15 protein-coding genes are annotated in these 23,341 nt (G+C 50.0%); 11 read left to right on the top strand and 4 right to left on the bottom strand.

What is annotated here, in order from left to right; genetic code table 11:
- Window positions 1-71: 71 nt before the first annotated feature.
- The 6 genes from VB741_RS07195 to VB741_RS07170 all read left to right on the top strand — a co-directional run bounded on the left by VB741_RS07195 (window position 72) and on the right by VB741_RS07170 (window position 12,079).
- Window positions 72-2,612 carry an EAL domain-containing protein gene (locus VB741_RS07195; protein ID WP_323364480.1) on the top strand — a complete coding sequence of 847 codons (2,541 nt, stop codon included), beginning with the start codon at window positions 72-74 and terminating at the stop codon, window positions 2,610-2,612.
- A 310-nt stretch (window positions 2,613-2,922) separates the two neighbouring features.
- Complete coding sequence (gene speE, locus VB741_RS07190) at window positions 2,923-4,206, top strand: polyamine aminopropyltransferase (RefSeq protein ID WP_323364479.1); 1,284 nt, start codon at window positions 2,923-2,925, stop codon at window positions 4,204-4,206.
- A 46-nt stretch (window positions 4,207-4,252) separates the two neighbouring features.
- Window positions 4,253-5,314 carry an agmatinase family protein gene (locus VB741_RS07185; protein WP_442786316.1) on the top strand — a complete coding sequence of 354 codons (1,062 nt, stop codon included), beginning with the start codon at window positions 4,253-4,255 and terminating at the stop codon, window positions 5,312-5,314.
- Between the two features lie 173 nt (window positions 5,315-5,487).
- A complete protein-coding gene (locus VB741_RS07180) occupies window positions 5,488-7,674 on the top strand; it encodes an NHLP family bacteriocin export ABC transporter peptidase/permease/ATPase subunit (RefSeq protein ID WP_323364477.1) in 2,187 nt (728 codons plus the stop codon).
- Window positions 7,675-7,936: 262 nt separating this feature from the next.
- On the top strand, window positions 7,937-10,840 hold the full coding sequence (locus VB741_RS07175; RefSeq protein WP_323364476.1) for an NHLP bacteriocin export ABC transporter permease/ATPase subunit: 2,904 nt from the start codon (window positions 7,937-7,939) through the stop codon (window positions 10,838-10,840).
- A 105-nt stretch (window positions 10,841-10,945) separates the two neighbouring features.
- Entirely contained in the window at window positions 10,946-12,079 is a 1,134-nt protein-coding gene (locus tag VB741_RS07170) for a DNA alkylation repair protein (RefSeq protein WP_323364475.1), read from the top strand.
- A 112-nt stretch (window positions 12,080-12,191) separates the two neighbouring features.
- Here the strand turns inward: VB741_RS07170 and menD are convergent, their stop codons facing one another.
- From menD to VB741_RS07150, 4 genes are all read right to left on the bottom strand, one after another.
- Complete coding sequence (gene menD / locus VB741_RS07165) at window positions 12,192-13,934, bottom strand: 2-succinyl-5-enolpyruvyl-6-hydroxy-3-cyclohexene-1-carboxylic-acid synthase (RefSeq protein WP_323364474.1); 1,743 nt, start codon at window positions 13,932-13,934, stop codon at window positions 12,192-12,194.
- Complete coding sequence (locus VB741_RS07160) at window positions 13,931-15,352, bottom strand: isochorismate synthase (protein ID WP_323364473.1); 1,422 nt, start codon at window positions 15,350-15,352, stop codon at window positions 13,931-13,933. The genes menD and VB741_RS07160 overlap by 4 nt, the downstream gene beginning before the upstream one ends.
- Before the next feature lie 261 nt (window positions 15,353-15,613).
- A complete protein-coding gene (locus tag VB741_RS07155) occupies window positions 15,614-17,245 on the bottom strand; it encodes a hypothetical protein (protein WP_323364472.1) in 1,632 nt (543 codons plus the stop codon).
- A gap of 27 nt (window positions 17,246-17,272) precedes the next feature.
- Complete coding sequence (locus tag VB741_RS07150; RefSeq protein WP_323364471.1) at window positions 17,273-17,962, bottom strand: hypothetical protein; 690 nt, start codon at window positions 17,960-17,962, stop codon at window positions 17,273-17,275.
- A gap of 249 nt (window positions 17,963-18,211) precedes the next feature.
- Between VB741_RS07150 and VB741_RS07145 the strand changes: the two genes are divergently transcribed.
- The 5 genes from VB741_RS07145 (at window position 18,212) to VB741_RS07125 (ending at window position 23,248) form a co-directional block, all read left to right on the top strand.
- Entirely contained in the window at window positions 18,212-18,919 is a 708-nt protein-coding gene (locus tag VB741_RS07145) for a GntR family transcriptional regulator (protein ID WP_323364470.1), read from the top strand.
- A 235-nt stretch (window positions 18,920-19,154) separates the two neighbouring features.
- Window positions 19,155-20,579: an NCS2 family permease gene (locus VB741_RS07140; protein WP_323364469.1), complete on the top strand. Its 1,425-nt coding sequence runs from the start codon at window positions 19,155-19,157 to the stop codon at window positions 20,577-20,579.
- Window positions 20,580-20,590: 11 nt separating this feature from the next.
- Window positions 20,591-20,962 (top strand): hypothetical protein, encoded by a 372-nt coding sequence (locus VB741_RS07135; protein WP_323364468.1) that lies wholly within the window; start codon window positions 20,591-20,593, stop codon window positions 20,960-20,962.
- A gap of 117 nt (window positions 20,963-21,079) precedes the next feature.
- A complete protein-coding gene (locus VB741_RS07130) occupies window positions 21,080-22,174 on the top strand; it encodes an aromatic ring-hydroxylating dioxygenase subunit alpha (protein ID WP_323364467.1) in 1,095 nt (364 codons plus the stop codon).
- A 168-nt stretch (window positions 22,175-22,342) separates the two neighbouring features.
- Window positions 22,343-23,248 (top strand): DMT family transporter, encoded by a 906-nt coding sequence (locus tag VB741_RS07125; protein ID WP_323364466.1) that lies wholly within the window; start codon window positions 22,343-22,345, stop codon window positions 23,246-23,248.
- Window positions 23,249-23,341 lie beyond the last annotated feature (93 nt).

Genomic DNA, 23,341 nt, shown 5'->3' with positions numbered 1-23,341 from the left:
ATCTATCATCCGGGCAATCGTTACAGTTGTCATCTTTTAATCATCCGACTACCTACTTTTAGGGGGCCACATTGCACTTTGGTAGCTTTTACCGTCGTGATCTACGTTCTGCTCAGCTGTTGCTATGGCGGCAGTTGCAGCAATATGGTTACATATTGATTGCCCTCGGTGTAGCCCTCATGGTCATTGGCATTCGCCAGTTCGGGGGATTAGAAGGGATAGAACTTAAAACATTTGATAGTCAAGTGCGTTACTATGCCACCGACGCAGGGTTACCTGAGGTGGTGGTGGTGGGGATCACTGAGGCTGATATTCGTCACTATAACCATTGGCCCCTCAGTGATAATACGGTGGCTGAACTGCTAGAGCGTTTACAAACCTATCAACCTGCCGCCATTGGCCTGGACATTTATCGAGATATTGACCATCCCCCTGGTCGTGAGCGTTTAACCCAACAGCTGGCGATGGAGAACGTCTATGGTGTGTACGATGTGGGTCTGGATCCAGCTCGCAGCAGTGACCCTCCCCAGGGCATGGATCCAGACCGCACGGGGTTTGCCGACTTTGTGGCAGATACGGATGGGGTGATCCGCCGTAACTTTATGTTTGCCTCGATTGCCCCCGATGATTTCTATGCCCTGGGTTTGCGCTTAAGTCTCCATGTGCTGAAGGAGCGCTATGGCCCAGATATCTTTGAGAAAAATCTGGAAGGTCTGACCATTGCCGGTACTTTGTTTCCCCCATTGGATTCGGACACGGGGGGGTATCAAAATGGAGATATGGGTGGCTATCAGGTGATGTTGCAATATCAAACAAAACATGAAGCGATTCGACAAGTCTCCCTAACGGAGGTTTTAAACGACCAGGTTGACCCCGATTGGTTTAAGGACAAGGTGGTCTTGGTGGGCACCGTCGCTCCGAGTATTAAGGACACCTTTTTTACCCCCCTCAATGCCCAAAACGGGTCGGAAGCAACCACACCTGGAGTAATCTTGCATGCCCACACCGTGAGCCAAATTTTGGCGGTTGTGGCGGGGGATTATGCCCTGATTTGGAGCTGGTCCCAATGGCAGGAAATTCTCTGGATTGGGGCTTGGTGCTTCATCGGGGGGACTTTAGCTTGGCATATTCAGCGGTTTGTATTGCTAACGATCAGCAGTGCGATCGCATTATTGATCCTGATCAGCACGGGCTGGATCCTGTTTTCCTATGGGGGATGGATTCCCTTTGTCCCAGCGGCTTTAGGCTTTGCCATCGTCGTCAGCAGTACCATTGCCTATCAGGTTTTCTATCGCACTTTCTACGATCCGCTGACGAGTTTACCCAATCGGGTATCCAGCCTGAAGCGACTGCAGCACCATCTGCGACGACGGTATGATCCAGAGCCGATGGTGGCGCTACTCCTGATCGATCTAGACTTATTTAAATCGGTGAACGAAAGTTTGGGGGTGGCGGTAGCCGATCGACTCCTGCAGATCGTCGCCGAGCGTATTGTCCAGTATATGCCCAAGGCGGAAGCGGCCAGAATTGGCGGCGATCTGTTTGCGGTGATTTTGCCATCGGTGGCCCATACTCAAGAAGTGGTCGACATCACCGATCAGCTACAAAAAAATCTGATGAGTTCGATTCAGATCGATGGTCAGTCAGTCAGTACCACCATTAGCATCGGCATTGCCCTCCATCGCAAGGGGCAGGGGTATTTTGCCAACGAGCTCTTGCAGGATGCCCACCGTGCCCTTGGTAAAGCTAAACATCAAGGACGGGACCGCCATGAAGTTTTCAACCCAGAAATGCGTACCCGTTCGGTGTTCCAGTTCCAGCTGGAAATGGAGCTGCGCCATGCTGGTGAGGACAAGCAATTTCAGCTGTACTATCAGCCGATAGTGCATTTAAACTCGGGGCAGATTGCTGGGTTTGAAGCCCTGATTCGCTGGCAACACCCGGAGCGGGGTATTGTGCCCCCCAATGACTTTATTGGTATTGCCGAAGACACCGGCATGATTTTGACCATGGGCAATTGGATTCTAGATGAGGCCTGCCGTCAAATTCGTCAGTGGCAACAGCTTTTCCCCAGGGTTGATCCCCTATTTATCGGTGTGAATCTCTCCAGTCGGCAATTTGTTCAGCAGGATCTAGCAACGACCATTGCCACCATTGTTCAAAAGCACCAAATTGATCCCCGTGGCCTCAAACTGGAACTGACTGAAAGTGTGGCCATGGAGAATGTAGAAACGGCTATTCAACAGCTACTAAAGCTCAAGAACAAAGGGCTACACATTAGTCTTGACGACTTTGGTACGGGCTACTCATCCCTCAGCTACCTCCATCGGCTGCCCATCGACTCCCTTAAAATTGATAAGTCATTTGTTGATCGCATGGAAAGCAATAGTGAAAATGCAGATATTGTTGGCACCATCGTTTCCCTGGGCCATCGTCTCCAGCTGGATATGATTGCGGAAGGGGTGGAAACCCAAGCCCAAGCCCAACTCCTGAAACAGTTGCACTGTCAATATGCCCAGGGATATTTCTTTGCTAAACCGCTACCCATAAACCAGGCAGCCCAACTCTTGGCTCAAAATAAAAGCTGGTCCATTGATGGCGAGGACATTTGATGGCGTTGTAGCAGGGAGCCTTGTTTAACTTTATCCATTTAGTTATAAACTGATTGGGCATTGCTGATCCGAACTATGATTCCATCTTTGACATGCCGATATAGGGCGTTCCTGTTAAATCAAATCATTCTCCAAATCAGCAACGGCATTCATTCAGCTAAGTTACTGGAACAGTCTTAGAATTGGTATTTTTCTATCACCTGGTTTGTTATGGGCACTATGCCAGTTTATGAACTCCATGGAGACTGTTCATTTTTTCTGAGGGTAACTTTTAACTTTTCAGGATAGGTTGTATCGGGTCTATACACTCATGAAATCTCTTGGCCGCCATATCTTAGTCGAATTCCACGGTTGCTCCTCAGAAATCCTCAATGATGTTCCCTGTATTGAGTCCAGTATGGTCGGAGCGGCCAAGGAGGCCGGGGCGACGATCATTAGTTCTGTATTTCACCATTTTTCACCCTTTGGGGTGTCTGGGGTAGTGGTGATTCAGGAAAGTCACCTGGCCATTCATACCTGGCCAGAATATCGCTATGCCGCCGTAGATTTATTTACCTGCGGTGATTCGGTCAATCCGTGGACTTCTTACAAAATTCTGAAGCAAGCTTTTGAGGCAGAACATGGGTCGGCGGTGGAGATTAACCGAGGTCAGCTGGACCTATTAGAAAAAGCTAGCATAGAACTGGGGGAACTGCGAAACGAGGCCACGCAGCAGCTGGTGGTGCCTAAATATAGTCGCAGCGTTTGGTTTACAGACCGCAATGAAAACATGGCCCTGTCAATTCGCCACAAGGGGGATTGTCTCTTTCGCGAGAAATCTCCTTATCAGACCGTTGAGGTGTTTGACACGTTTCAGTATGGCAAGCTATTGGCCGTTGACAAGATGGTCATGTGCAGCGAAAAGGATGAGAAGGCCTACCATGAAATGATTGTCCATGTGCCCATGGTGATCGAGCCCGATGTGAAAAATGTTTTGGTCATCGGCGGGGGTGATGGGGGTAGTATTCGCGAGATTTTGCGCCATGACCAGGTGGAGAGTGTTACCATGGTGGAAATCGATGAGGCTGTGGTGAGGGCATCTAAGGAGTTTTTACCCAGTTTATCGTCGGCCTTTGATCATCCTAAACTGACGTTGATTATTGATGACGGGATTAAGTACGTCAAGGAATCGGCAGATGACAGTTTTGACATGATTGTGATTGACTCCTCTGATCCGGTAGGACCCGCTGAAGGTCTGTTCTCTAAGGATTTTTATCGAGATGTATATCGGTGTCTGCGACCCGGTGGAGTAATGACGGCCCAGAGCGAGTCACCCCATTTTAATCAAAAGGCCTTTGTGGAGTTAAATCATTGCTTAAAGGAGATTTTTAATCCTGATAGTGTCTTTTGCTACCTAGCCTTTATTCCCACCTATCCCACGGGCATGTGGAGTTTTACTTACTGTACTAAGGGGGGCAAACATCCGGTGGCAGATCTCGATCGGCAGCGATCTCAGCAAATCGCCCAGGCCTTTGACCTGGAATATTACAACACCGATATTCATGGGGCGGCGTTTTGTTTACCGACGTTTATCCAAACCATGCTTGGAGACTAGGATGTACCAGCAGTTTCAGTCTGAATATAATCCTTCTGATCAGGACATGCCTGATCAGGAGTTGAATGTTTTAACCGAAATTGCCAGCTTTGATCCGGGTGGGGTGGGGGCCGTCAATGGGAATCTATACGGGTTTCCCCATGACTATGCTCATGCCAGTACGGTAGTGATTGGGGTACCTTGGGATGTGACCACGTCTTACCAGGACGGTACGAGTCAAGGGCCAGCCGCTATTTTGCGGGCATCGCCCCAGTTGGATTTTTATGACTTTGATAATCCGGAGGCGTGGCGGCAGGGGATCTATATGCTGCCCATTCCAAAGTGGTTGTTGGCAAAGAATCGGCGGTTGAGACAGGATGCGATCGCAATTATCCGCGAAGCCGAGCAAGGCATCACCCCCGAGGATAACCCAGACCTAGCTGCTACCCTAGACCGGGTGAACCAGGGATGTCGGGCCATGAGTCGCTGGGTCAGTGGACAAACCCAGACCGCTTTAAAACAGAAAAAAAAGATCATCATCATCGGCGGTGATCACAGTGTGCCTTTGGGGGCTCTAGAGGCCTTGTCTAAGGAATATCTCAGTTTTGGTATTTTGCACCTGGATGCCCATGGCGATCTGCGCTGTGCCTATGAAGGGTTTCAGGAATCCCATGCGTCTATTATGTTTAATGCCATCCAGCTGCCCCAAGTATCAAAACTGGTGCAGGTGGGCATCCGGGATATTTCCCATAGAGAAATGGCATTGATCAAACAGTCTGGGGGGCGAATTGTGACCTATCTGGACACTCAGATGAGGCAGGCTACCTATGCGGGGCTAAGTTGGCAGCAGCAGTGCCAGGACATTGTGGATAACTTGCCTCAGCATGTATATATCAGCTGTGATGTGGATGGGTTAGATCCCAAGCTGTGTCCCCATACGGGCACTCCGGTGCCGGGGGGGTTAGATCTGGAGGAAGCCTACTGTCTATGGCGTGAGGTGGTGCGCAGCGGTCGCCACATTATTGGTTGCGACATTTGCGAAACAGGCAACCATGAATGGGACGGTAATGTGAGCGCGCGGATTCTGTATAAACTTTTCAGCTTTATGACTATGGATCAGGGTGAGTAGCTTCGACCGCGCTCAGCTACCGGTGGTTTTGGCTGAGCGCAGTCATCAAGTTAAGAAGTGTTGCCTTCTCAACGCTTTCTAATGAATTGTTTAGATGCTAGGACAAAGTGCCTTTTTTTGGGGTGAAGTCATTAAAACTAGCTTTAGGCGGTTCGTTGCAGAGGAATACTTGGATGGCAGGTCGGGTTAATTCGCCAACGGTCTTGCAAATGGAGGCGGTGGAATGTGGAGCCGCTGCTCTGAGTATGGTGTTGGGCTACTACGGCAGGTACGTGCCTTTGGCGGAGCTGCGTCATGCCTGTGGGGTGTCGCGGGATGGGGTGACGGCGGCAAATGTGCTCAAGGCGGCCCGCACCTATGGTTTAGAGGCCAAGGGTTTTAAGAAAAGTTTGGATAGCTTAGAACAGCTGAAGCCGCCGTTTATCGTATTCTGGCATTTCAATCACTTTTTGGTGGTGGATGGGTTTGAGGCGAAGCATGTACGCCTCAATGACCCAGCCACGGGGCCACGCCGGGTTACCCGTGAAGAATTTGATCAGGGCTACACGGGCATTGCCCTGACGTTTTCGCCGACGGATACGTTTGAACGGGGGGGTGTTAAACCGAATGTGGTCGGTTCCCTGGTGCGGCGACTGTCGGGGTCCTTGGGGGCGTTGCTGTATTGCACCCTGGCGGGCTTTTTGTTGGTGCTGCCCAGCCTGGCCCTGCCCGCATTTAGCCGCATTTATATTGATAATATTCTGTTGGCCAAGCGACTGGACTGGCTGCCCTATGTGCTGTTGGGCATCGCCCTGATCGTTCTGGTGCAGGGCATTTTGACCATGCTACAACTGCGCTTTTTGCGGGCGCTGAAGATTAAGTTGGCGGTGGGCATGGCCAGCCGGTTTGTGTGGCATGTGCTACAGCTGCCGGTGGGGTTTTATGCCCAGCGGTTTGCGGGGGAGATTAGTGGGCGCATTAGCTTAAATGACAGCGTGGCTAGTGTGCTGTCGGGTCGGCTGACAACGACGATTATTAGTGCGGTGATGATCGTGTTTTATGCGATCGCAATGCTTCAATACGACATCCCCCTCACCCTAATCGTCATTTCCTTTGCCATCATCAACGTCGGCGTCTTGCAATGGGTGTCCCGCCAGCGCAAGGATGCCAACCTACGACTGGTGCAGGAATACGGTAAAGCCTCAGGGATCGCCGTGGCCGGATTGCAAGGGATGGAAACCCTCAAGGCCGGTGGCCTAGAATCCGACTTTTTTGCTCGCTGGGCGGGGTACCAAACCAAAGCGGTCAATGCTCAGCAAAGCTTAGGACTGGCCAACCGGGTGATCGGCCTGCTACCGTCCCTCTTATCCACCCTGGCTGCCCTATCTCTCCTGATCATTGGCGGCCTACGCATTATCCGTGGAGAACTCACCATTGGGATGCTGGTGGCGTTTCAGTTATTGATGTACAGTTTTCAAGGCCCCGTGAATGCGTTGGTGCAATTTGCCGGTACGTTGCAAACGCTGCAGGGCAACCTCGACCGATTGGATGATGTCTTGGAAAATGAAACAGACTTAGCCTTCTGCCATCATTGCAAACACAACGTATCGGATGAAGAGGAAGCGGCCCGCAACCATCGTCTTTCCGGGGCGATGGAGATTCGTCATCTTTCCTTTGGCTACAGTCCCTTAGATGCGCCATTGATTGATGACTTTAACCTCACCATCAAACCGGGGCAGCGCATCGCCTTGGTCGGCGGTAGCGGCTCAGGTAAATCCACTCTGGCTCGGGTAATTGCGGGTCTGTATCAGCCCAGAAGTGGGGATGTATGTTTTGACGGTAAACCAAGACAGGAGATTTCCCAGGCCACATTGACTAACTCCATTGCCATGGTGGAGCAGGACATTCTGTTGTTTGCCGGTAGTGTGCGAGATAATCTCACCCTGTGGGACAATACCGTATCTGACCAGGATTTGAAACAGGCCTGTCGGGATGCGGCGATTGAAGATGCCATTTTGGCCATGCCCTATGGCTATGATGCCACCCTGTTAGAAGGGGGACAGAACCTCAGTGGTGGGCAGCGTCAGCGGTTGGAAATTGCCCGGGCGTTAGTGGGTAATCCATCGATTTTGATTATGGATGAAGCGACCAGCGCCCTGGATACGGAAACCGAGAAGATTATTGATCAAAATCTACGACGGCGGGGATGTACCTGCATTATTGTGGCTCACCGATTAAGCACCATTCGAGATGCGGATGAGATTATTGTGTTGGAGCGGGGAAAGGTGGTGCAACGGGGGAACCATGATCAGCTTTGGCAAGAAGAGGGCCACTATGGGGATTTGATTCGCAGTTCGGGAACGGCATTAGCCTTAGCTTAGCTTGAGTTTAATGCTTTAGAAGTGAGGTTTTTGTGGGTGTTCAATCACCTTTCTGGACAATGATTTACTCAAACTTCAGGATCTATTCAATGCAGTACTTAAGGCGTAAACGAATACTTTCTCCCCTCCTGGGAGGGGCTGCGGGGTGGGTCAGCCGCCAGCACTAACTATTCCAACCTTTCCCTTTATTCTAAATTAGTCCCCATTCTAATTAGTCCCCTCTCCTGGGAGGGAATTCAACATAGACACCTTATTAAAGTCCATGGTTCTTGCAAATTCCCAAAGCCCCTCTGTTACCTCTGGTATTCATTCCATCAACAGTAACGATGTCTTTCCCCTGGTAGCTTCTGCCCTGTGGCGGGTGAAGTCTGGTCGCCTCGGCATATTTGCCGTGGGCTGGAAAAATGGAGAACCCATCGGTGAACGCCGCTACCTGTGGACCGTAGATGTGGGCGATCTGATGGTGGGCACTGAGTCCAGGTCCTGCGACTTGGCATTGGTGGCGGTGGCGTTTGAGGCCACTGAGATCGAGCCGATTGCGAAGGATGCGGATGCCAATGGGGATGGGGGTATTTGTGGCCATGTGACCATACCCTTACTCAGACAGGTGGAGCGATGGGTGGGGGGACTAACCCAGGTGAAGGGCTTTCCTGGCCGATCCATTGCGGAAGCCTCGGATGTTGTTGGACCCATGAAGCTTGGACCAGCTGAGGGGTATAGCCCTAAGGCGACGATGATGTGGGTCAGACCCACATCAAACAAAGTCTATTGGCTAGATGGAGAGAAGTTTGTGCTAGAGCCATCTTCTCCCCTATTTCCCATTTCTCGGACAACTTGGCTGCAGACCCAGGATCAACCGGTAGAGTTAGATGTGGTATCGGCTGAAAAACTCTGTTCAAAGAGTTCCTACAGGGAATTTATGCAGGGGTTAAACCTGTTTCACCAGTATTCCCTGGAGATTATCAACGAGGGGTGGGAAACCGATCGCCAGCGGGGTGAACAACAGTTTACGGCTCGGCAACAGCTAAACCAGGAGGTGACCCAAACGACCCTACAGGGTTTGGTTTCCGTATTGCAACCCAGTTCAGGAGATTATTTGCTAGCTGAAACGCCGCTGTTGCGGATGGCGGGAGCCGTGGGCCATGCCTTGGGGGTGAAGATTGAACCACCGGCGGAGTCTGAGCAGGCCCAGCAGGTGAAGGAACCCTTGGAAGCGATTGCCAGGTCCTCCCAACTGCGATTGCGGCAGGTATTGTTGCGGGGGCGCTGGTGGCGACAGGATGCTGGACCACTAGTGGCCTATACCCAGGATGGACATCGTCCGGTGGCATTAATACCGGTACGGCAGACCCATTATGAGCTGTTGGAGGCCAATGGTCGGCGGGTAGCGGTGAATGAAGCAGTGGCGAGAACGGTGGAGCCGGTGGCGTTTATGTTCTACCGACCTTTACCCGAGGGGCACCTGACGGCATGGGACTTGTTGAAGTTTGCCTTTCAAGGGCGGCAACGGGATTTGACGGTGGTGGGGCTGGCCGGAGTGGTAGTCACCCTGTTAGGCATGGTGCTGCCCCAGATGACGGCGGTGTTGGTGGATGACGCCATTCCCTTTGGTAGTACGGGGCTGTTGTTGCAAATTGGTCTGGCCCTGGTGGCGGTGGCTATTGGTCGTGCCAGCTTTCAGTTGGTGCAGGCAATTACCACCATGCGCCTGGAGACGGGGTCTGATGTGGCACTGCAGGCGGCGGTGTGGGACCGGTTACTAAAGCTGCAAACATCGTTTTTTAGGGACTATGCCACGGGGGATTTGTTATCGCGGGTGTCGAGCATTACGTCGATTCGGCAATTGCTCAGTGGTTCGGCCCTGGATGCAATTTTGTCGGGGACGTTTGCTCTGTTGAATCTGGGGCTGTTGTTCTATTACAGTGCCAAGCTAGCGGCCCTGGCGATGGCGGTGGCGTTGTTAATTATGGTGGTCACCGTTAGCTCCGGGGCAATTTTGCTGAAAAAGCAGCGACCCATGCTGGAGATCCGCGGAGAACTCTATGGCCTGATGGTGCAGCTGATCAATGGGGTGTCCAAGCTGCGGATTGCTGGGGCGGAGTCGCGGGCCTTTGCCCAGTGGGGTAATAAATATCGTCGATTGTTGGAGATCGAGCTAAGCACCCAACAGCTAGAAGATTCGGTCAATGTGTTTAATTCGGTGATTCCCACCATTACCACCATTGCTTTGTTTTGGATTGCCAGTACCCTGGTGGGCCCGTTTGAACTATCCACCGGTAGATTTCTGGCGTTTAATGCGGCCTTCACCATCTTTATTAGCGGCATTACCAGCCTCAGTTTGACAATGATCGATGTGATGGATGTGATTCCATTGTGGATGAGGTCTCAACCCATTCTGGCAGCATCCCCTGAGGTAACTACAGCAAAAAATGATCCAGGCCAGCTATCAGGAGCTTTTTGTATGGATCATGTGACCTTCCGCTACCGGGATGACGGGCCGCTGATTCTCAACGATGTCAAAGTAGAGGCCAAACCTGGGGAGTTTATTGCTCTGGTGGGCCCCTCTGGGTCGGGGAAGTCGACAGTGTTAAGGCTGCTATTGGGTTTTGAAAAGCCCCAGTCAGGCACTGTGTACTTTGATGGGCGGGACATGTCTGGTTTGAACTTGACCGCATTGCGTCGGCAGCTGGGGGTGGTATTGCAGAATGGCCACATCAGCTCGGGGTCAATTTTTGAGAATATTTCGGGTGGAGCGTTGATCACCCAGGATGACGCTTGGCGAGCGGCTGAGATGGCTGGGTTTGCAGAGGATGTGCGTAATTTTCCGATGCAGTTGCATACGGTGGTGAGTGAAGGTGGGGGCAATCTGTCTGGGGGCCAGCGACAGCGGTTGATTATTGCGCGGGCATTAGCGCTGAATCCAAAGCTGTTATTGTTGGATGAGGCGACCAGTGCGTTGGATAATAAGACCCAGGCAATTGTGAGTGAAAGTCTGGATCGGCTGAATGTTACCCGGGTGGTGGTGGCTCATCGGTTAAGTACGATTCGGAATGCGGATCGGATTTATGTGATTAAGGCGGGTCGTGTAGTGCAGGTGGGTAGTTTTGATGAGCTGGCTAAGCAGCCAGGAGTTTTTGCTGAACTCATTCAACGACAGTTAGCGTAAGACCCTACTCAGGGTGAAGTGCTAATACTCCGAAGAATATAGTGCTCCTCGTCTTTCGAATGATCAGGGTGATAGGATACTCGGGTATTGGGAGACACTATAATTGTGAAAGCAAAATCTTCTTTTTCTCTTAAAGATCAGCTATTTAATTCAGATAAAGTCAGCTATTTGACAACGTTGATTGTTGCTGTCTATCCGCATTTTGCTCAGCAAACGTTTCATCAGGATGTGGTTTCAGCCTTTTCCAAACTGGAGTTAAAAGAGCGTATTGCCCATATTGCCGTCTGCTTGCATAAACATTTGCCAGATGACTATCAAGACGCTCTAGTTATACTTTTGCAGTCGCTGCCACCTGAATTAGATTCCAACAAAACAGATGATGATTTTGGGGATTTTATTTTTGCGCCCTATTCTCTCTATGTCGCCCTTTATGGGTGTCGAGCAGACTATGTGGACTTATCTCTGAAGGCGCTCAAAGAAATCACTAAACGATTCTCTGCGGAAGATGCTGTTCGTTATTTTATAAATACGTTTTCTGATGAAACATTAGGATTTTTATCAGATTGTGCCGTTGATGATAATTATCATGTGCGTCGTTGGGCCTGTGAAGGTACACGACCAAAACTGCCCTGGGCGCAAAAGCTAACGATTGACTACAAAAGATCTCTGCCTATTTTGGACATTCTTTACCGTGATAAGACTCGCTATGTGACTCGATCGGTGGCCAATCATCTAAATGATATTAGCAAAGTGGACCCATCTTTGGTTATTGCTACTTTAAAAAAATGGATCAACGATCAGAATCAAACAGAGCAAGAAATGGCGTTTATTACCCAACATGCGCTGCGAACCCTGACTAAGCAGGGGCATCAAGAAGCTCTGACGCTAATAGGATTTGGCACCAAACCAGATATTACGATCACAAACTTTTCTACCAGTACTCCTCAAGTCAAGGTAGGGGATGCGTTTGAATTTTCCTTTGATATGTGTTCAAACAGGTCGCAAAAGCTGTTGGTTGATTATTTAATGTATTTTGCCAGTGACGGCAAAAAGCAATCACAAAAAGTTTTTAAGTTGAAACAACTTGAGCTTAAAAAGGGTGAGGCCATTACCCTTTTTAAGAAACATCCTATGCGACTGATGACCACAAGGCGTCTGATCCTTGGGGAACATAAAATTGTTTTGCAAGTTAATGGCCAAGCTTTTGGGGCGCTTACTTTTAATTTGGTTGAGGCATAAACTTTCCTGAAGTAAGACTTTAGTCACGCACCCTTGCCTTTTGACTGGTAACACAGTATCTATCTGGCTAAGTCAGACCCCTGAAAACGTTCTTGTTGTAACTGGATGACTTTTACGTGGCTGCAACGCCTAAGGACCTAATTTGAGTTTGACGCCAGTGGGCATCTGCTTTGCGATCGGTACAAAATTCTAAGACTCTTAAGCATGGTTGAGTAGGTAGGGCCAGGTCTTTAATCTGTTTGGTCAGTTGCTCCCAGGTCTTGATGGGAATGTGCTGGACGCCATAGGCATGACAGAGGTCCGCGATATTGACTGTTTGGGAAGTGGCAAAGTACTGTTCAAAGGGAGGCTCAAAGTCTGAAATAGGAAGCATTTCAAAGATGCCGCCACCCTGGTTATTGATTAGGATAACCGTGAGTGCTCCCTTTAAGTAGCGGGCATTCAGTAAGCCATTGGTGTCGTGGAGAAAGGCCAAATCCCCTGTGAGTAAGAGACTATTTTTGTGATGGTGGGCGATGCCCATGGCAGTAGATAGGGTGCCGTCGATGCCGTTAGCCCCTCGGCTGAAGTAGGGTTGGATCTGCTGGTCGTTGGGCTGCCAGAAGGATTCCATGTCGCGGATGGGCATGCTGTTGGCGATCATCAAGGGGGTATTCTTGGGAAGATATTGGGAGAGGAGCCAGGAGATTTTTCCTTCGAAGGGGGTGTGGAGGGTGTGGAGGGTGTGGGAGATGTTTTGTTGGAGGGTGCGATCGCAATCCACCCAAGTCTGACAATACTGGCTAACGTGAGTATTAGCCTTTACTGAAGCAAATAGCTCACCCAAGGATTCCACAGAAATATGCACGCAACGAGTTCTACCATGGAGCGGATCTACATTTAGGGCATCGGGTGTCACCTGGTAAGTTAGAGGCTGATATTGGTAGAGCCACTGACGTAACACCTTACTGGTGGGTAGGGGACCTAATTGGATCACCTGGTCTGGAATGAGTTGATCGGCAGGATGACGCAACAAACTGTCGTAGGTACTGATCAAATAGGGATTAAGGGATTGGTAGTTGCGTAGGGGAGAGAGGCTTTCAGCCAGGACTGGCCAGCCTAAGGCACGAGATAACTGGGCCACGGCATTGCAGTAGCTGGCTGGATTTTGAGGCTGTGCGGGTCCGGCAACGATAATACCCCGTTCATTCCTAGACCAGCGTTCTAAAATGTCCTGGGGAAGTGACGGTTGACCCATCTTTCCCAGCAGCGGGGGTAAAACCGCTGCAAAAAAACTGGTTTCGTCCAGTTCTAGTTCTAGGGGCTCAGCTAAAGGAGCCAGGGGGTCCCTAAAAGGGCAGTTGAGATGAAACGGCCCTGGTGTTGGCGATAGGGTTTGCACCCAAGTTTGGACCATGGTTTGTCGCGCATAGCTCAGGAGTTTGACCTCAGGAATAGCCATCTCACCATAGCCGTTGACAAAATCACCCAATAACTTTTGCTGATCGATGGTTTGACCTGAGGCGCAAGCCCGCATTTCCGGTGGTCGATCAGCGGTGAATAAAATTAAAGGAATATGACTTTCCTTCGCTTCAATCACCGCAGGTAAGAAATTAGCCCCTGCACTCCCCGAGGTGCAGACAAGTACCACAGGTTGGTGGGAGCGTTTAGCGCATCCTAAGGCAAAAAAAGCGGCTGAGCGCTCGTCCAAAATAGGGATGGTTTCAATGGTGGGATGCCGCACCAGGGCTACGGTGAGGGGGGTAGATCTGGAACCAGGGCAGACGACAGCTGTGGTGAGCCCCAACCGACTGAGGGTCTCTACCATGACCGATGTCCAGAGGGTGTTGGTATTGCGATAGTCTAATGTATTCACACCAAAGCACCTAGCAATGCCTGTAGCTTGAGCTTCACCTCGGCTAGCTCGCTACGGGGGTCCGATTGAGCGACGATGCCCGCACCGGCAAATAGTCTAGCTTGGCGGCCATCAATTAGGGCCGATCGAATGCCCACCACAAATTCACTATTCCCGTTGGCATCAATCCAGCCAATGGGGGCTGCGTAGAGCTCTCGATCAAAGGATTCTGTTACCTTGAGCAGTTGACTGGCGATGGGCCTTGGTAAACCTGCCACTGCCGGGGTGGGATGTAGAATTTTGACTAATTGTAAGGGGGTGAGGCCATGGGGCAACGCTGCTTGAATAGGGGTGTGTAAATGTTGAATGTTGGCTAATTGTAGTAACTGGGGGGAGTCAGCAAATTTTGGGGTGAGTCCTAGCTGGATCAGTTGTTCTACGATAAATTCGACAACAACTTGATGTTCATAGCGTTCCTTTGAGTTGTTTAGGAGTTGTTCAGCTATGAGCTGATCGGCTTTGACTGTTTGGCCTCGGGGGGCAGAACCGGCCAGGGCATCGGTGGTGAGTTGAATGCCCTGGGCCGATGCGGTAATACTGAGTAACCGTTCTGGACTGGCCCCCATGAAAACAGGGCCTTGGCCATTGCTCAAGGAAAAGACGTAGCAGTCGCTATAGGCGGTACCCAGGGCTTTGAGGGATGCTGGGATATTAAAGGGGTTAGCGGATAGGACATCCAGGGCATCGGCAAGGACTACTTTGTGTAGGTCCGACCCCTGGAGTGTGGGTAGTACATGGCTGACCATTTGTTCAAAATTGCCGACATCCCTGACAACTTTGGGGGTGGGGATGGTGGTGGAGAAGGAGGGAACTGGATGGCGAGCAGCTTTTTGGGCTATGGTTTCTAGGGCTTGAATCTGTTGTCTGATGTCATCGACAATGCGGGTAATATTGACGGCATCATCAATCAGGTAGTTTAAGCTGACGGTCGTTTGGCCATCGCGCTGAAGAATTTGTAACTGGGGAACGAATACCTGGGCCGCGTCGAATGAGCCAGCGGCTTGATCAAAAAAGGTAAACCCACACAGAAAGTAAGGTTTGATGGTAATCCCGTTCTGATTTGATACCAGGATGCGACGCTTCCAGACATCTACAAACTGTTGCATGCGCTCAAAGCGATTGGGGCCTGCTGCCCGCTGGGCGATGGTTATGCCTAAACCTAAAAGGGTGTATTGGGCGGTTGAATAGTAGAAGTGGATGGGGTAGGTGTCTTCTAATGCATGCAACGCTAGCCACGGTTCGATAGAACTAATGGGTATGGTGAGATTGGCTAACTTTGCATGTTGATCGTAGGTTGCCTGGTGCTGGCAATCTGACAAAAAATCATAGATTTCTTTACACCTTTTGAATAGGTCAGACTGATAGGGGGCAACGGTCATAAAGCTAGCTTAAACAGTGGTTTTGAAAGATGAAATATTTCTACAGGTAACATACTTTCAGGTGTATGAGCTAGCTGCTCAATCCACATGTAAAGAGTCATGAATCCTTGTGTGAAATGCTAGCCAATGTGTAGGTTTAATGCTCAGTGTCCAGGGTCCCTAGCCCCATGCAAAATCCAGATCTAGTGCAGGATCACCCAGAAGAGTTTATTCAACAGCTGTCAAAGCACATATTAAAACCTGCAGAGCGTAGCCTCTGAGCTATTTAATCTTTCCGTATACATCGTTGTTATCAGTTGGTTTCCCGACTGCGTCAGCCGCTGTATTGTGGATAAACACTGGGGGCGCACCTAGGGATCGCACACTAGACAGCGCGAGGTTTGAGGACATAACTCCACTCTCTAAACTCGGATCTGATAATGCATCTGACAAAATAAAAATGGCGCCACCCTTCGCCTGCGCGACTGCCCTTTCCAAACCAACAGCCAGATCAGCAGTCTGTGTAGACGAAGGCACCGCTGTTAACGCCACATTGTTCTCGAACCGGACGTGGTGCAAAACTAAGTGACCCGAGCGTACGAATAGTCCGCCGCCAAATCCGCCACCGCCGCCGCCATAACCAAGCGTGCCATCGCCACCGCCGAAGCCGCCGTTGCCACCCGTACCAGCCTGGGTGATACTGCCATTGCCACCAAATCCGCCCGCACCACCGCCGCCGCCGAAGCCGCCATTGCCGCCATTGCCGCCATTGCCGCCATTGCCGCCATTGCCGCCATTGGCGACTGCTGCGATCGCATTCCCCCCATTCCCCCCATTTCCCGCGTTGCCATACCCGCCAAAGCCGCCGCCGCCGCCGAAGGCGATCACACCCACGCTCCCGTTTTGTTCCCAACGCCCAAAGCTACCAAAAATACCGGTGCCACCATCGCCGCCGTCGCCGCCGTCGCCGCCGTTGCCACCGCTGCCGCCATTGCTCCCTGCGTTGCCGCCATTGCCGCCATTGCCGCCATTGGCAAAGCCACCAAAGCCACCACCCCCGCCAAAAACAATGCTACCGATGCCGTTTGCGCCAATGCCATTGACACCGGCAACCGCCCCTCTATTCACTTTAAATTTCTCTTTCGCACTGCCCATTTCAAAGTCCGGTAAGCTGACGTCCGAGCTGACGTCCGATAGGTTTGCTAAACTCACGCCGTTGATGCCGCTGACCGCACCCCGGTTTACTTTAAACCGGGACTTTTGGTCTTGAATTTGAGTTTTGGTCTGTAGGCGTTGACTACCGCTGCCACCGATAGCCTGATTGTTTAAGAAGTTGACGCGGACTAAGCGAACGGTGCCTTGATTGACCAGCAGTCCACCACCCATGCCGGCACTACCGCCGCTGCCGTTGATACCTGACTTGCCCTGAGCTAGTCCATTCGCCAGCGTTAAGTCGTGCAAGGCAACCTCTCCGCCGTCAATTTGGAGAACACGGTGGCGGCCCTCACCGCTGAGGGTGATACCATTGCCCGCTACCATTACATTGCTGTTGAGTGAAGGGAGGGGGCTTTGTAGGGCGATCACGCCTTCCACTGGGCTCAAGTCAATCAAGTCATCATCAGGATTTGCGTTGGCGCAATCAATTGCCCAACGTAATGAGCCAATACCTCCATCGGCGGTGGTGGTCACATGAATGGGTTTCATTGGGTAGGGTGAGATCGCCTCTGGCTCTATTTGTTTTACTTCTATCTGTTCTAGCTCGCCGTTTGAATTAGTTGTAGATAACTCGGCGGCAGATGAATTGGCAACAAATTTCGTGTTTGGATAAAGCCATCCTAGCCAAATCCAACCGAGCAAAAAGCCAATAATGACAATAGATAGAACAACATTCCGCTGACTGTAAAAGTTGTTCATAGGAGCGTTTACTGAGCTAAGAATTTACTAAGCCAAAAATTGATTGAATAGAAGTACTAGTAGCCCCAACGCGAACAACACTACACCCAGTCCTAAGATTTCTGTTTTCAAAGTGGTGGGCTGGGGAGTCGGTTGTAGCCAAAACCCCAGTAGGCTCGTAGCGAATGGCATTACAGCCCAAGTTAACAAAGAAGAGGTAATGATGTTGTTCACAATCATTGTGTTCGGCAAAGGCCATGACTGCATGAAGCCCAGTGCGGCGAACAGTGCTGATTGGATCATGACAGTGGGATAAAGTGCCAAAATAACGGTTGCATTTTGCTTCCAGGCGGGCGGCCCAAATCCAACTTGTTCTGTTCCTGTTCGTTTAGAGAACCAGCCTTCGAGACCCGTAGCAAAAGAGATAAATTGGTAGGAGGAAAATATTTTTTGGCCAGATTGAATGATGGCTTTGCGATCGCGCGAGTTTACCCATTGATTCAGGTGCTCAGTCGAATTAAAGTGAACAATCGAATACCACTTCAGCGGTTGATCAGGCCCGGAGCCCTTTACCGGTGGGCATAGATCCGTGCGAATGTAGCCCTTAAAGCGCTTGGCTCTGCGCGTGAGCTTTGAGTGCCACCAGCGGAAAGCTAGTCCGTCCCCAGCGGCAACGGTATGCTCTATAACTAAGCTAGCCGCTGCCAGCGTACTTACCTCAATAGATTGCCGGTTCATAGAGTTATGAGTCTTCGACATAAGACACTACAATTGGGGCAAATAATCAGGGCAAATAGGGTATGTAGCCAAGTAAGGCTTTAAAGATCATCTCAGCTACAGCTTACTTGACACAGCTTATTGATTAAGTGTTTTTCTGTATACAGTATGCACAAGTAGAATAATAGTACCTCCGGGTGTATTCGATGCACCTTTTCCCAAGCTAAGCTGTTAACTGATGCTGACATTTTTCATTACTGAGTAATCTTTGTGACTTCATCGACCCTTCCTTCACGCTCGCCCATTCAACGTCGAGAGTTTCTTTCTGAGCAGGTTTATACGGCTCTACGCAACGGCATTCTGAAAGGTAAGTTCTTACCGGGCAGTCGTTTGATTGAAACGCAGCTCACCGATTGGTTTAAGGTAAGCCGAACGCCGTTGAGAGAGGCGCTACGTCAGTTACAGCGAGAAGGGCTGGTAACCGCGAACACTAAAGGGCTGCAAGTGGCGACCCTTTCAGCGACTGATGCTATAGAGCTGTACGACTGCCGCCTCGCGTTAGAAAAACTAGCCGTGGCTGGTGCCTGCAAACACGCTAGCCCTCAAGACATTCAAGCGATGGAAGAATGTGTCATTCAGTCAGAAGCCAAAGATTTACAAACTAACGAGAGGCAAGCGCAGCTACAGCTGCTGAACTTAGACTACCAGTTTCATCATTTGATTGCTGAAAGCTCAGGCAATCAGCGATTAGTGCTGCTGCTTGGTCAGCTGTTTGACTCGATGGCATTGCTGCGCATTCAGACGCTGCAACAAAATCCGTCGGTGCTAGATATAAAGCTAGAGCATCGTCAGGTTTACGAAGCGATTGCACAAAAGGATGCTGATCTTGCGATCGCCTCTATCCAGCTTCATCTATTGGCAAGCAAAACCAGAGTGGTCAGGGAGATTCAGAACTTGTCTCCAGACATAGATGACTAGGTAATTGACCATTTCAATGGCAGAAAATGGCCGAATTATCAGCAAGATATATTCGACCATTTAAGTGTTGCAGATCAAAAGAAAGTGTAGTTTTTGACACAACTGGTGGGTCTCTGTATGTATACAGTGTCCAGGAAAAGATGTGCACATCCACAGGTCACATATCAAGCCCTAAGCTTCCTTCTCTTAGTGACCCTGGATTGTAGGCAGTCAGTCTATTTCTTGGAGAATTTTCATGAACCAAGCCGATGTAGAGCTTCAGCCGCCGCCGTTGCCGCCGCCCTATTCTGGATGGCAGGCATCGTTGGCTAACTACTTTCATTTTGAGCGTTACCGAACCAATTTTCGAACAGAAATACTGGCCGGGTTAACCACTTTTATGACGATGGCCTACATCTTAGTGGTGCACCCATTAATTATGTCGGATGCGGTGTTTTTGCAGGAATCAGGCGATCTGTTTAGAGAATTAGTGGTGGTCACAGGCATTTCCACTGCCATCGGCACCTTGGTGATGGGTCTCTATGCCAAATATCCGTTTGTGCTTGCGCCTGGAATGGGGACAAACGCGTTCTTTGCCTATTCTGTTGTATTGGGCTTAGGGATCGATTGGCGAACTGCCTTAGCCTGCGTACTCATCGAAGGGTTGATTTTTATTGCGCTTACCATTACCGATATTCGCCGTCACCTCATCACTGCCATACCGTCTTGTATCAAAGCCTCTACAACCGTTGGGATTGGCATGTTCCTAGCCTATATTGGCCTCAGCGGAAATACAGCTATTGGCGGTGCAGGACTGATTGTTGCAAATGAAGTTACTAAAACGGCGTTCGGCAGCTTTCGAGAGCCCGCAACGCTATTAGCTACCTTTGGCATTATCCTTTCGACGTTTTTTATTGTTAAACGGATTAAAGGTGCGCTGCTCTGGGGCATTGCGGGGACTGCAATTTTGGGTTGGGTATTTGGGGTTGCCAAAGCGCCTACTGGCATTATGGCGATTCCGCCATTTCCTTCTAACCTATTTGGTCAAGCATTTGTCGGACTTGGCGGCATCAACGGCAGTAACCTAATTGATTTTCTAGCCGTACTGTTGGTCTTTTTGTTTGTTGATATGTTCGACACTATCGGTACGCTAATGGGTGTCGGTACGCAGGCGGGCTATATCGATGAAAATGGAGATTTACCCCGGGCTAATCAGGCGCTTTCGGCAGATGCGATCGCTACGGTCGCGGGCGCAATTATGGGCACTTCTACCGTCACCACGTTTGCAGAGTCTGCTGCGGGTGTCTCAGAAGGAGGGCGCACAGGGTTGACCGCCGTGGTCGCTGGTATTATGTTTATCGTTGCCTTGTTGTTTGTGCCTATTTTTGAAGCCGTTCCTGCTTTTGCTACCGCACCTGCGCTGTTGATTGTGGGCGTACTGATGATGTCTAGCGTTGTGAGCATTCGCTGGGGCGATTTCACCGAAGCGATTCCCGCTTTTGTGACGATGTTTTTCATTCCGTTGGGCTTTTCTATTGCCGCTGGATTATCTGCGGGTCTTATTCTCTATCCCTTTACTAAGATGGTTTCCGGACGCTCGAGCGAAATACCTGTGGTCACCTGGGTGTTAGCGGCTATTTTTATCTTCCGGTTCGCCTTTGAAACGTTACGATTTGGATGATGAATTCTTGATTGTCAGAAAACGTGTTCAAGTATTTTTCGCTGCGATCGCACGCCATAAACGAGGCTCACCGGGCTGCAACGCCACTAGAGCGGTTGTTTGATTTGGTGTCAGTTATTGCGATCGCCGAAGCTCACTTCACCATGCCATTGCCGAAGCTCACTTCACCATGCCATCGGCGAAGTGAGCTTCGGCTTTTTTTAGTATCTGGTGGGCATGGACATGCCTTTATTTTTGCCGCACCAGCGGCGGTCGGTTCAGGCTTTTCGGTACTCGTCGATGTTGCGACAGACCATTTTGTTGCCTTCCTCCTTGTTGTCTATAGAGGAATTAGCCATACTAACGGCAGCCTGTGTTTTTGCAAGAGCCTATACAGCCCGTAAATTTATTCTTTCTTAACCGTCTCTCTCTTAGTCGTATTGTTTTAGTAACTGAAGCTACAAAACAACGTTTGCTTTCATTGTATACAGTGTACAGTGTGCTTCCAAAACACTTATTTTATGTTAGTTACTCAGCAGCCCGTATTTCGCCGTTTTTGGTACCCAGTTATTCCTCTTCAGAAATTGAGTGAAGGGCCACAGCCCTTTGAACTATTAGGAGAACCGCTCGTACTTTGGCTAGATGGAGAGGGAAAGGCTGCTGCGGTGCGCGATCGCTGCTGCCACCGCACGGCCAAACTCTCCCTCGGGAAGGTCGATAATGGAAGAATATGCTGTCCTTACCACGGCTGGGAGTTTAGTGCCAAAGGAGAGTGCGTAAAGGTGCCTCAGCTTCAGCCAGACTGTACGATTCCGGCTAACTACCGTGTGAATGCCTATCGTTGTAAGGAACGCTACGGCTACGTTTGGGTATGTTTAGAAGATCCGCTGATTGATATTCCTGAAATTGAAGAGGCCGACGATTTAGACTATCGACTGATTCAAGAATTTTACGAACCGTGGCAATGTGCTGGGTTACGGGTGATGGAAAATGAGCTGGACTTAGCACACCCAACGCTTGTACATACCGAAACTTTTGGTAGCGAAGATCACCTTATTCCTGACGAATTGGAGATTAGTGAAACTGACTGGGGAATTCGTGTATTTGGCAAGCTAGGTGTAGTTAATCCAGAACTACAGCAGAAAAATTTGAAGATGAGCGAGGGCGTAACCTTTAGAACACTGTCTATGGATTGGCTAATGCCTTTCACCATTAAGCTCAAAATCACTTACCCTAATGGGTTGGAGCATATTGTGGTGAATACCATGACGCCTGTAAGCGATCGCACCTCCCAAATGGTGCAGTTTTGCGTTCGTAACGATACAGAGGCCGATACGCCTGCGGCGGATGTCATTGCTTTTGACCGCGCTGTCACCTTAGAAGACAAACGCATTCTAGAATCAACCGATTACGACGTTCCCCTGATGCCTAGCCAAGAAGAGCATATGTTTACCGATCGCCCTGGCATTATGATTCGTAAGAAGGTCGCAGCTTTGCTCAAACAGCATCACGAAGTAGAACAAAGCCGAACCCTACGAAAAGGCTCATTCAATACCCCTTCGGAACTGTCAATATCTCAATACACGTCTGCCTCTGTCGTGAAAGTAGCCACATAACTAACGCAATCTATATAAGGTATAAGGAAAACATAAGGTGAAAACATAAGGTAAAGCCTTTGTCTCTGGTAGCAAGCTTATCGGTCACAAAAATCGTTCTCTTGTAGAATTGGTGTCTACCGTTACTTGTCATCGCTGATTTATCCGCTCTCTTTACCTTGCAAGCTTATGCAGCTTCACAAAACTAATCTAGCAAAGTCTCCCATCTTCCTAGTTTCGCCTTTCTTCTTCCTCGGCACAGCAATGGTCGTGATGAAGTATATTCTTCCTCACATATCGCCGCTTTTTCTAGCAGCCTTTAGACTCTTGCCAGCGGGGCTGTTGATTTTGATAGTCTCTGCTGTGCTTAAGCTGCCACAGCCCAAAACCTGGAAAGCTTGGCTGTGGATTGCACTCTTTGCACTGGTAGATGGTGCGATGTTTCAGGGGCTCTTAACTGTCGGGCTGGTGAATACGGGCGCAGGACTCGGCGCGGTTCTCATCGATGCCCAGCCATTAGTGGTCGCACTGCTCGCTCGGATTCTTTTTGGCAGTTTGATCGGGCCATGGGGATGGCTCGGGCTGATGATTGGGATCGCAGGTATTAGCTTATGTGGGCTTCCCGCAGAGTGGATTTACAGCTTGTGGCAAGATGGTATTCCTCTGCCAAGCTGGCTGCAATTTATTCAGGGATATGGGGACAGTGAAAGTACTTGGGAGATGGCAAACTTACTCCAAAACGGTGAGTTTTTAATGCTTCTAGCAGCGCTGTCGATGTCGGTCGGCACCATTTTGATGGGCTATGTGAAGCGCCATGCCGACCCGCTTGTAGCGACAGGTTGGCATATGATTTTAGGTGGTATTCCGCTGGCTGTGATGTCTGGCTTGTGGGAGCCTTACTCAATTGACAAGCTACTTTTGGCAGATTGGGCTGGGCTACTCTATGCCACCGTGTTTGGCACAGCGCTAACCTATGGGATGTTTTTCTACTTGGCAGCTAATGGCAATATGACCAGTGTCAGTGCGCTGATTTTTCTGACGCCCGTATTTGCGCTGTTGTTTGTAACTACTCAGGCTGGGGTAGGAGAGTTATAGGGTTTCCAGAGAACAATCCCATGAGGGCATCCAGAACGTTATGCCCCTGTTTGCGTAGAGTGGATAGGTAACCGCGAATACGGCAGAACATCC

The sequence above is a fragment of the Leptothoe sp. PORK10 BA2 genome (genome assembly GCF_034932105.1).
In the GTDB taxonomy this organism is placed as follows: Bacteria; Cyanobacteriota; Cyanobacteriia; order Phormidesmidales; family Phormidesmidaceae; genus Leptothoe.
Note: the sequence above shows the minus strand (reverse complement) of the source record. Positions and strands in the feature narration are given on the sequence as shown.